This window comes from Spartinivicinus marinus, assembly GCF_026309355.1.
GTDB classification, from domain to species: domain Bacteria; phylum Pseudomonadota; class Gammaproteobacteria; order Pseudomonadales; family Zooshikellaceae; genus Spartinivicinus; species Spartinivicinus marinus.
This window is the reverse complement of sequence record NZ_JAPJZK010000001.1, coordinates 5,996,272-6,007,638: the sequence shown is the minus strand read 5'-3', so window position 1 is coordinate 6,007,638 and position 11,367 is coordinate 5,996,272. Positions and strand designations below refer to the sequence as shown.

Here is an 11,367-nt window from a genome sequence, read left to right as displayed (position 1 = left end):
GCTTAGGGAATTGTAATGAAAAAAATCATTCTAATGACGACACTAGTCGCATCAACTGCATTACCTGTTCAGGCTGCTTGGCAAGTGCAAAGTGAACATTCAAAAGTCAATTTTGTCACGGAAAAAATCTTTACCAATGGTAAGTCGGTTAAAGAAACCCAGTTAATCAGTGGAGTATCTGGCCAGGTAAATGACCAAAAACAAGCCGAAATTAAAATTGATTTAGCTACGATTGATACTAAAATTCCCATCCGTAATGATCGGATTAAACAGTGGGTGCTTGATACCACAAATTACCGCTATGCCACAGTAAAAGCAGATTTGTCAGGTATTGATGAGCAAAAATTAACCGTAGGCGCTGTCAAACAAATGGAGGTTGATGGTAAGTTAACCATTCGTGAGACAACGTTACCGATCAAGTTATTTGTTAAGGTTATCAAAAGCTCTGCTACTGACTACTTGGTGGAGTCATATCAAGATACTTCAATCAATATTAGTCAGTACGGTGGCGAAGCCGGTGTGCAACAGATGACTAAGGTAATGGGGTTAAAGTCAATTACCTCTGTGGTGCCTGTTAAATGGGCATTAACACTCAAGCAAACAAACCCACTGAATTAAGACTTAAGGCTAACACTAACAAAGGCGACTTTTGCTAAATTACCTGTACAATCACAGCTGCTTATTCACTAACTCTAGTTGAGCAGCCAATTATGGGTATTAAAGATGTCGTGTTGGGGTTGGTTATTGTATTGGTGTGGGGGTTTAATTTTGTGGTTATTGCATGGGGGCTGCAAACTATGCCCCCATTATTAATGGGTAGCCTTCGTTTCCTGTTAATTGCGGTGATTGGTTCGCTATTTGTCGTAAGGCCACAGATACCACTCAAGTGGTTATTTGGCTATGGCATTACCCTTGGATTTGGACAATTTGCCTTTTTATTTTCAGCAATGGCAAATGGTATGCCGGCAGGGCTTGCTTCATTAGTGCTTCAGTCTCAGGCGTTGTTTACTTTGTTGCTGGGTGGGTTGCTGTTAGCGGAAGCGATCAAAACCTATCAATTAGTGGCGATAATGGTTGCTGGGGGTGGCCTGGCTTTGATTGGTTGGTCTGGCAATGGTGAAGCAATGACTGCTGTTGGCTTTGGCTTGACCTTGGCGGGTGCCGCTTGTTGGGCCTTGGGCAATATTGTAAATCGCTCGATATCTCAACAAGGTTATAAAGCCGGTGTAGGACTAGTTGTATGGTCTGCGTGGATACCACCCGTGCCGTTTTTTATTTGCTCTTATCTAGTGGAAGGCCCAGTTTCCATTATTGAAAGCTTTCAACAGATTTCCTGGCTGGCTGTTGGTGCATTATTGTATCTCGCTTTTGTTGCCAGTATTTTAGGATACAGCCTGTGGAGTTATCTCATTAGTCGTTATCCTGCCGGTCAAATAGCCCCATTAACGTTGGGGGTGCCTGCGGTAGGTTTGACTTCTGCAGCATTATTTTTGGGTGAAACAGTTTCCTTAGTGCAATGGACAGGTATTGCTTTAGTGGTGTTTGGTCTGGTAATCAATATGCGCGGGGAGCAGTGGCTAAAAAGGCTTTGGGCATCGAAGCGAGTTGAGCTGGACTTATAATCGATGAATAATGCAGCTCTCAAATAAATGAAAAAGGAGGCAATTGCCTCCTTTTTCATTGGAGGCTATGAAACAATATTGCTAAGACTTGTTCCAGACATATAAATAATTTTTTTCCTTGGGTGTGACGACAGTGGTTTTACTTTTCCCTAGTTTATTACTGTATATTACCTGGTAGGCCAGCACATTTTGCACATATTTACGGGTTTCGTTAAAGGGAATTGACTCAATCCAAATATCATAGGGTAAATTATCGCTGCGTTTTAGCCACTGTTTTACCCGATGTGGGCCTGCATTGTAGGCAGCAGTTGCTAAAATGCGGTTGCCATTAAAGGTTTTCATTAATTCAACTAAATAGGCGGTGCCCAGTTGAATATTTTTTCTAGGGTTTAATAATTCTTTAGTGCCTCGGTAGCGAAAACCATTTTTGCGTGCAACATGCCTGGCCGTTGCTGGCATTAATTGCATTAACCCCATAGCGCCGGCATGTGATCGAGCATCATACATAAATGCACTTTCCTGACGAGCAATGGCATAAACCCAACTGCTGGATAACTGATTTTTTTCGCTGATTGATAGAATAGGGCGCTTAAATGCCAGTGGAAAACGTAATTGCAAGTCATCCCAATATTTTGCACGAGCTGAGTTAAAGATAGATTGGTCATACCGCTTCCAGTTGTATGCAATCTCAGCTGCTGCAATTAACTCTTCACTTGACAGTATTTTGGACAGGTGATGCCACTCTCTTCTTGCAGACATGACATGATTTAGCCGATAAAACTCAGCCGCACGTTTGATGCCACCCAGTGACTTTATTTTATTTTTGGTTTGAGTACTGACAGGGTAAGGTTGGTGATTGAGCCGATAAGGTACCTGAACTCGGTCAGCTGCTAAAAAGGCATAAAAGTCACGCTCTTTTGCTAGTTCAGCATATTGTTTAATGACTTGTTTTTTGGCCTTGCTGGTTTTTGCTAGTGCTTCTTGAGCGCGGATATTCCAGTAGCGCCAGCGGGGCTCTTGTTGTTGTTCAGTGGGCAACAGTTTATAAGCCCGTTTAACGGAAGGCCAGTCCTGGGTTTTTAAGGCAATGCGTAACCGCCACTCCACTAGTTCCTGGTCAGGTTGTTTAGAGGCCACTTGATCAACCCACTGAATTTCATCGGCGGCAAAATGTTTGAGTAAATAAAGTGAGATATATTGATTGATGTCACGGCTTTGGGAAGCTGAAAAACTGTGGCTACGACTATATTGTTTCCAAAGATTAAGCGCTTCTTGAGGGTTGCGCCTAGCCATTTGCATTAAGCCTGTTTTAATAATATCACGCATAAACGGCGTGTTACGTTGATAGCGACTGGATTTAAATAATTTTTGTGGATTGCGATAGGTGCTATAAAATAATTTGCCTGATGGCTTATTGGCTTTATTTAGAAAACGACTGAGGTATTTGCCTAGGCCAGGGTTACGCTCCTCATAAGCTAGGCTCATTCGTTGCCAAGCTAAATTTTGGGTAAGCTGGCCTGCACTGCGCCAACGAGCAAATAAAGGATCACAGGCTTCAGGTTGTGATTTTCCTGATAACCAGAGTTGCTTGGCCCCTTGAAAAGCTTGTTTGGTTTGGCCTGTGGCCAGCTGGGCACGATGATACCAGCATTGTAAATCAACTGTAGCCTTTTTAGGGTCGTAATTAGCCTTAAAGGTTTTCCATTGTTTGTTCTTTGCTAAATAACGTAGCCAGTTTTGTTGTAGCCGTGCAGTAACCGGTAAGTCATTATAGGTTTTGATAAAAGCATTTATTTCCTTGGAAGGTGAAACGGATAGCTTACGTTGTAGCTCGTAATACTCCAGATAAGGGTAAAGAGGGTAATGGGTCAGTTTATTTTGATACTGATTAAACTGCTTCCAGTCATGCTTGTTTAGTGCTTTGAGGGCTTTTTGGTACAGCTGCCGTTCTTGCTCATATTGGTTGGGTACATTTGCTGAAACGGTAGGCCACCAGGTAGCCCCCAGTAAACTGATACATAAGGTTAGTGCTTTAGGGGCGATGGTTTGCATTTTCATTTAACCAATTACTCATTATTGTCTGAACTTCTGGGTCAATGCGCTGTTACTTTAACTTTAATACGTTGTCGCTTCGATGTTAGGAATAATAGTTATTGATAAGTATTGTTGCTGAACAGTTCCAAACATCGTTGTTAATGTAAGTGAAGCATAGACATGCCTCATGTAAATATAGAGGACTACACTGCTAGTTAGATTACAATTACGCGTTTCACATAATCTGGTTATTTGTTAACAATTGTTCGCTTTGAAGGCTATCTAGTTTTATTTCCTATGGTTAGCATAGGTTTTCTCTTGGGACTTAACACATTATGATAGCCGGCTACTTTTTCTCAATTAATTTTGGTTGGTTATGCCATTAATTCGATTATCAGAAATTTCCCTGGCTTATGGGGCAATGCCTTTATTAGAGAATGCCAACTTGCAACTGGATGCTGGCGAGCGGGTGTGTGTGATTGGCCGTAATGGGGCAGGTAAGTCCAGTTTGCTCAAAATAGTCGCTGGTGAGACACCCCCTGATAGTGGTGAAGCTTGGTATCAACCTGGGGTCAATATTGGTTTTGTAGCGCAGGCACTGCCGGATGCAGATCAGCTGACTGTTTTTGAAGTCGTCGCTGCAGGCTTAGCAGAAGTAGGTGACTTGTTGACAGAGTATCACCAGTTATCCATGCAAACTGATGAGTCATTGGACTTGAAGCGTCTGGAACAGGTACAGGAAGCTATTGAGGCTAAACATGGCTGGCAATTACACCAGCGAGTCGAGCAGGTAATCAAGCGGTTGGATTTGCCTGCCGACAAGAAAATGGCTGAATTATCAGGGGGGTGGCGACGCAGGGTAATATTGGGGCAGGCGCTGGTCAGTGAGCCAGATATCTTGTTATTAGATGAGCCAACTAACCACTTAGATATTCTCACCATAGAGTGGCTGGAGCAGCAACTGAAACAGTTTCGGGGGGCAGTATTATTTATTACTCACGATCGCTCATTTTTACAAAGTCTGGCAACCCGTATAGTCGAGCTTGACCGAGGGCAATTGACTTATTGGCAAGGTGATTATCAGAGCTTTCTTGATCATAAAGCCCATCTATTAGAGGTCGAAGCTAGAAAGCAAGCTGAGTTTGATAAAAAGCTGGCCCAGGAAGAAGCCTGGATTCGGCAGGGAATTAAGGCCCGGCGAACCCGTAATGAAGGCCGGGTGAGAGCGCTGCAGGCGTTGCGTGAAGAACGGGCTCAGCGCCGTAATGTGCAGGGTAAAGCCAAAATTCAGGTAGACAGCGGTGAAAGCTCTGGCAAGCTAGTGCTGGAAGCTAAAGACATTACTCATGGCTATACAGACAAACCATTGATCAAGGACTTTTCCCTTCGATTACTTCGTGGTGACAAAATAGGTTTGATTGGTCCTAATGGGGTTGGTAAAAGCACTTTGCTAAAGTTGCTATTGGAACAAGAAGCCCCGCAGCAAGGCTCAATAAAAGTGGGTACTAAGCTGGAGGTAGCCTACTTTGACCAGTTACGTGATCAACTGGATTTGGAAAAATCCGTTATTGATAATATTGCTGATGGCCGTGAAACCATCGAAATTGGAGGCCAACAGAAACATGTGATTGGTTATCTGGGGGACTTTCTATTTACGCCTGAGCGCTGTCGTACCCCAGTGAAGGCATTGTCGGGTGGTGAGCGGAACCGTCTGTTGCTCGCTCGACTATTTAGTAAGCCCGCCAATGTATTGGTACTTGACGAACCCACTAATGATTTGGATGTGGAAACCCTTGAGCTGCTGGAAGAGCTATTAATTAACTTTACTGGCACCTTGCTGTTAGTTAGCCATGACCGGACCTTTATCGACAATGTGGTAACCAGCACCTTAGTGTTTGAGGGGAGTGGGGTCGTCAGTGAGTATGTAGGTGGTTATCAAGATTGGCTGCGTCAAGGTGGTAACTTTAGTGCTCTAGTGGAAGCCGCCTCGGAGCGTAAACAAGCCCCGTCAGCCAAGGGTACAGCGACATCTTCATCCAAGGAGGCCCCAGCCAAGCTGGCTTCTAAGAAGAAGCTTAGTTATAACTTGCAGCGCGAGCTTGATGCCTTACCTGCTGAAATTGATGTGTTAGAAGCTGAGCAGCAGGCACTGATTGAGCAAACCAACCGGCCTGATTTTTATCAGCAACCCCATGATCAAGTACAGCCGGTGCTTAATCGGCTAACTGAACTGGAGCAGCTGCTAGAAGCTAAGCTGGAGCGTTGGGCGGAGCTAGAAGCCATGCAGTAAAGTTTTACTTATTGCCGACACGTACAGCTAGCACATCGCACTTGGCCCCATGCAAAATACCGGTGGAGGTAGAGCCAAGAATCAACGCTAGGCCGTGGCGCCCATGACTACCCACTACAATGAGGTCCACCCCTGTTTCTTCGGCAAGGCGGTGGATTTCTTTTTCGGGGCGCCCATAGACAACTACCTGGTCCTGGCTATCTAAGTCAATTCTGTCGGCAAGCTCAGAAATTCGGTGATGAGCCTGGTCCGTGATCTCTTGTTGTAAGGTGGTTAAATCTAATGGGATATCACTGCCATAGGCCACACTTAACGGTTCTATTACATGAACCATGGTTAGTCTCGCTTGGTTATCGGCAGCAATGTCTTTGGCGCGTGCTAAGACAGTATTCGCTTCTTCGGTCAGGTCAACGGCTACCAAAATATGGTGATATGGGCTCATAGAGGTGACTCCGCTGATCAAGGGCGTTGCAAAACCGGACATTAGTCACTTGTTTGTAACACACTCTAAAATGTCGCTGCTCCTGGCGACGCTTTTGGTCAACTGTAGGTCTGCTGTAATCAACAGACTTTATAATCTTAATCCAAAATAAGGACGATGATGACCACTCTCATTATTGTTATAGTCATAGTTGCTACTTTAGGCTCGATTTTCTGGGTATTACCTTCTCCACATGAGCGCAAGCGGATGCGGTTTCGCCAAGCAGCGATCAGCCAGGGGATGTCAGTGCAGTTTGTTAAACCAGACATTCCTCCTGCTCTAACAAATAAAGTTGCTAGCCAAGCGTACTGTATTGGCTATCGGTTAACCTTTCATGACAGTAACCCCCTTACCTCAATACGCTTTTATCGCAGTGAGGCTGAAGCAACTGATTGGTGGCAGGACAGCCGAGGCAGTCAGCAAACTGTTGCTGAAGAGCATCTGATGGCGACCCTGAATGCTTTGCCTGACGATGTGAGAGCTGTGATGGTTGGTGGCCCCTGCGTTACTGCAGTATGGCAGGAACGTGGTGAAGAAGCAGATATCGAGCAAATTAAACGGCAGTTAGTGTCTCTCACTGATCAACTCATGGTGGTAGGCTAACAAACCACCACTTTACACTTATTGCAGATGCAGACCACGTAAGTTTTATTGACAAAAGCAAAAAAATTCCCCATGTTTGTATCTTAAATCAAACAAACGTATGAATAATTTGTATCGCTAATAATGATAAACTGATGGGCTTATCCCTCTGGTTTTCCCAAATATAGTGATTACTTGGATGAGTAATGGCTGGGATACCCTTTGGAATAGTCAATAAATACTTGCTTGATGAAAAACGTAACATTTGTTGTCTATCCCTTGAAGAAGACATAACAGGTCTACAATAAATGTGCTGCAAGACAGGTGAGGTTTATACTGCTTGACTGTGTTCATGCGGCAGGGGGGATAACTCGAGCTGATGAATTATCACACGGCAACGAGTTGTCACCAACAATCAGTACCATTAGCGAAGCAAAATAAAAAAACGTGGAGATCATTTGATGATTTACGAAGGTCAGGCCATAACGGTTAAACCGCTTGAAGAAGGTATCGCTGAGCTGCAATTTAATTTGCAGGGTGAGTCTGTAAACAAGTTCAATCGGGCCACTTTAGAAGAACTACGTGAGGCTGTTGACGCTATTCGGGGGAATGATCAAATCAAAGGCCTGATCGTTACCAGTGGCAAGGAAGTATTTATTGTCGGTGCCGATATTGGTGAGTTTCTGGCTAACTTTACGCTGCCTGAAGATGAGTTAATTACTGCCAACTTACAAATTAATCAAATTTTTAGTGACTTTGAAGACTTGCCTATGCCCACGGTAGTCGCCATCAATGGTATAGCGCTAGGTGGTGGGTTTGAAATGTGTTTGGCTGCAGACTATCGAGTGATGGCAGACACTGCAAAGGTTGGTTTACCGGAAGTGAAGCTAGGAATCTATCCTGGGTTTGGCGGCACTGTACGGTTACCCCGGATTGTTGGTGCAGATAATGCCATTGAGTGGATTTGTGCGGGTAAAGAACATAAAGCGGAAGCTGCCCTAAAAACCAAGGCAGTTGATGTGGTAGTACCTCTTGATGAATTGAAAACTGCAGCAATTACCTTGGCAAAACGAGCCGCTGCAGGTGAGCTTGATTATCAAGCGCGACGCCAGCCAAAACTGGAAAAACTGAAGCTGAATAATATCGAAAGCATGATGGTGTTTGAAACAGCTAAAGGGTATGTTGCTAGTCAGGCTGGTCCTCACTACCCAGCACCTGTAGAAGCAATAAAAACTATCCAAAAAGCAGCCACTAAAGGCCGGGATGATGCACTGAAAATAGAGGCAAAAGGCTTTGTGAAAATGGCGAAAACGCCAGTGGCTGAAAATTTGATTGGACTGTTTCTTAAAGATCAATTACTGAAGAAAAAAGCCAAGCATTATGAAGAAATAGCCTTATCAGCTAATAAGGCAGCAGTATTAGGGGCGGGTATTATGGGAGGTGGAATTGCCTATCAGTCTTCCTATAAAAATGTGCCCATTTTAATGAAAGATATAAACCAAGATGGGATTGACCTTGGTTTAAGTGAAGCAGCCAAGTTACTGGTAAAGCGGGTTGATAGAAAGCGAATGGAACCTGCTGCGATGGCTGAGGTGCTTAATCGAATTATACCCACTCTATCGTATGGTGATTTTAATACGGTTGATGTCGTTGTTGAGGCAGTGGTTGAAAATATTGATGTGAAAAAGAAAGTGCTGGCTGAGGTGGAAGGGCAGATCAAACCTGAAGCTGTACTTACAACGAATACCTCTACTATCTCCATTAATAAGCTGGCTGAAGCAGTAAAAAGGCCTGAAAAGTTTTGTGGGATGCACTTCTTTAATCCGGTCCATATGATGCCACTGGTTGAGGTTATCAAAGGTGAGCAGACCAGTGAAGAAACCGTTGCTACGGTAGTGGCCTATGCTAAGACAATTGGAAAAACACCTATTGTTGTGAATGACTGCCCTGGCTTTTTAGTCAACCGGATTTTATTTCCCTACTTTGGTGCCTTTTCCATGTTACTCCGTGATGGAGCCGACTTTGCCCAAGTGGATAAAGTGATGGAGCGGTTTGGGTGGCCAATGGGACCTGCCTATTTAATGGATGTGGTAGGTTTAGATACAGGCTTACATGCTGAAGGGGTGATGGCTGAAGGTTTCCCTGACCGTATGAAACGAGAATTCAAAACAGCGCTGGATGTATTGTACGAAGCCAAGCGTTATGGGCAGAAGAGCAATGCTGGGTTTTATCAATATAAGCAAGATAAAAAAGGCAAACCCAAAAAAGTCCTGGATGAAACGGTATACGACATGATTAAGCCGGTTTGCCAGGCTAGTCAAACATTTAGTGAGGAAGACATCATTGCTCGAATGATGGTCCCTCTATGCCTGGAAACCGTTCGTTGCTTGGAAGATGGTATTGTGGAAAGTCCCGCAGAAGCGGATATGGGGCTGGTTTATGGCATTGGCTTTCCTCCATTCCGAGGCGGGGCCTTAAAATATATTGATGATATGGGGGTGGCAGAATTTGTGGCACTAACGGAAAAGTTTGCCGAGCTGGGGCCATTGTATAAGCCTACTGCCAAGCTAATTGACATGGCGAAGTCTGGTGCTCGCTTTTTTACTGAGTAAAACCCTCTAAGCACTACTTTTAACAGTTACCTATGAGTGTGCCGCACGTAAAATGAAAATTATGGTTTTATGCGGGGCACTCAGTATAGATGAGAACCCATCGTTATGAGTTTAAATCCTAGAGATGCCGTCATTATTGACTATGCCCGGACCCCAATGGGGCGTTCTAAAAATGGTATGTATCGCCATGTGCGAGCTGAAACCTTATCAGCCAAACTGATTACGGGGTTGCTAGCAAGAAACCCTGATGTCGACCCAGCGGAGGTCGAAGATGTGATTTGGGGGTGTGTTAACCAAACCCTGGAACAAGGCTGGAATATTGCACGAATGGCTTCGCTAATGACGCCGATTCCCCATACCTCCAGTGCTCAAACCGTTAGCCGATTATGTGGCTCATCAATGTCTGCATTGCATACCGCAGCCCAAGCGATTATGACGAATAATGGCGATGTATTTGTGGTGGGTGGTGTTGAACATATGGGACATGTGGGCATGATGCACGGAGTGGACCCTAACCCACAGTTGAGTCTATATGCAGCAAAAGCTTCGGGCATGATGGGGCTAACGGCTGAAATGCTGGGCAAGCTACACGGCATTGGTCGTAAACAGCAGGATGAGTTTGGTGCTCGCTCCCATCAGCTGGCTCATCAGGCGACAGTTGAAGGCCGGTTTAGCGATGAGATTATGCCAATGGAAGGGCATGATGAAAGTGGTAATGTGAAGGTGTTTACTGAAGATGAAACCATTCGCCCAGATACCACTGCTGAAAAGCTGGCTGAATTAAGACCAGTTTTTGACCCTAAAAATGGGACTGTTACAGCGGGTACTTCTTCCCAAATCACTGATGGGGCTTCTTGCATGATTGTCATGTCAGCTGAGCGTGCACAAGCGCTAGGGTTAACACCAATGGCAAAAATCAGATCAATGGCCATTGCCGGTGTCGATCCCGCCATTATGGGCTATGGCCCAGTACCGGCGACTAAAAAAGCGTTGAAAAAAGCTGGTTTAACCATTGATGACATTGATCAGCTGGAGCTTAACGAAGCATTCGCTGCTCAGGCACTACCTGTGTTAAAAGATTTAAAAATACTGGACAAAATGAATGAGAAAGTTAATCTCAATGGAGGTGCCATTGCATTGGGCCACCCGTTTGGTTGTTCCGGTGCCCGAATCTCTGGTACATTGTTAAATGTCATGAAACAGAAAGGTGGCACATTGGGTATAGCTACAATGTGTATCGGGCTGGGGCAAGGTATTACGACGATTTTTGAGCGTGTGTAGCAGCAATGATATTTTTTAACAAACGATAACTGTTGACTAAAATATTGCTGTTAACGAAAAAACAACTGTTAACTATTGCGTATTCATTTAACAGTGGTACCTTGTTCTGTAAAGCCGGAGTATAACTCCGGCTTTTTTAATGGGGTAGAGTAGAGGCTGTGAAAACAGAAGTAAAAGCTGGTCGTTATCGGCACTTTAAGGGCCAGTACTATGAAGTAATTGGGGTAGTGACTCATAGTGAAACAGAAGAAAAGATGGTGTTGTATAAAGCGCTATATGGTAAACAAGGCTTATGGGTAAGACCATTGGTATTGTTTTTTTCGTCGGTGATGGTGGATGGTGAACAAATTCCCCGGTTTGAATATTTAGGCGATAAATAAGATAGCTGCTATGTTGAGATTATTGTTACTGACAACACACTGCAATTGTCTTTAAGTCTAATTTACTTGCAGAAAGACAGAATAC

The 11,367-nt window shown here is 44.3% G+C and carries 10 protein-coding genes; 7 read left to right on the top strand and 3 right to left on the bottom strand.

Annotated features, from left to right (window positions below; all coding sequences use genetic code 11):
• Positions 1-15 precede the first annotated feature (15 nt).
• Entirely contained in the window at positions 16-618 is a 603-nt protein-coding gene (locus OQE68_RS26470; protein ID WP_180570100.1) for a YceI family protein, read from the top strand.
• Positions 619-710: 92 nt separating this feature from the next.
• The gene (locus OQE68_RS26465) at positions 711-1,622 is read left to right on the top strand and encodes an EamA family transporter (RefSeq protein ID WP_180570099.1); all 912 of its coding nucleotides are present in this window, start codon (positions 711-713) and stop codon (positions 1,620-1,622) included.
• A gap of 81 nt (positions 1,623-1,703) precedes the next feature.
• Here OQE68_RS26465 and OQE68_RS26460 read toward each other — a convergent pair whose 3' ends face one another.
• A complete protein-coding gene (locus OQE68_RS26460) occupies positions 1,704-3,680 on the bottom strand; it encodes a transglycosylase SLT domain-containing protein (protein ID WP_180570098.1) in 1,977 nt (658 codons plus the stop codon).
• A gap of 352 nt (positions 3,681-4,032) precedes the next feature.
• On the opposite strand from OQE68_RS26460, the gene uup reads away from it, so the two are divergent.
• Complete coding sequence (uup, locus tag OQE68_RS26455; protein WP_180570097.1) at positions 4,033-5,946, top strand: ATP-binding cassette ATPase Uup; 1,914 nt, start codon at positions 4,033-4,035, stop codon at positions 5,944-5,946.
• A 4-nt stretch (positions 5,947-5,950) separates the two neighbouring features.
• Here the strand turns inward: uup and OQE68_RS26450 are convergent, their stop codons facing one another.
• Positions 5,951-6,388: a universal stress protein gene (locus tag OQE68_RS26450; RefSeq protein WP_180570096.1), complete on the bottom strand. Its 438-nt coding sequence runs from the start codon at positions 6,386-6,388 to the stop codon at positions 5,951-5,953.
• Between the two features lie 156 nt (positions 6,389-6,544).
• Between OQE68_RS26450 and OQE68_RS26445 the strand changes: the two genes are divergently transcribed.
• Positions 6,545-7,030, top strand: coding sequence for a hypothetical protein (locus OQE68_RS26445; RefSeq protein WP_180570095.1), 486 nt, complete (start codon positions 6,545-6,547; stop codon positions 7,028-7,030).
• Between the two features lie 88 nt (positions 7,031-7,118).
• Here OQE68_RS26445 and OQE68_RS26440 read toward each other — a convergent pair whose 3' ends face one another.
• Complete coding sequence (locus OQE68_RS26440; RefSeq protein WP_180570094.1) at positions 7,119-7,301, bottom strand: hypothetical protein; 183 nt, start codon at positions 7,299-7,301, stop codon at positions 7,119-7,121.
• 169 nt (positions 7,302-7,470) lie between these two features.
• Between OQE68_RS26440 and fadB the strand changes: the two genes are divergently transcribed.
• From fadB to OQE68_RS26425, 3 genes are all read left to right on the top strand, one after another.
• Positions 7,471-9,621: a fatty acid oxidation complex subunit alpha FadB gene (gene fadB, locus OQE68_RS26435; RefSeq protein WP_180570093.1), complete on the top strand. Its 2,151-nt coding sequence runs from the start codon at positions 7,471-7,473 to the stop codon at positions 9,619-9,621.
• 105 nt (positions 9,622-9,726) lie between these two features.
• Entirely contained in the window at positions 9,727-10,902 is a 1,176-nt protein-coding gene (gene fadA, locus OQE68_RS26430) for an acetyl-CoA C-acyltransferase FadA (protein WP_180570092.1), read from the top strand.
• 158 nt (positions 10,903-11,060) lie between these two features.
• On the top strand, positions 11,061-11,282 hold the full coding sequence (locus tag OQE68_RS26425; RefSeq protein ID WP_180570091.1) for a DUF1653 domain-containing protein: 222 nt from the start codon (positions 11,061-11,063) through the stop codon (positions 11,280-11,282).
• Positions 11,283-11,367 lie beyond the last annotated feature (85 nt).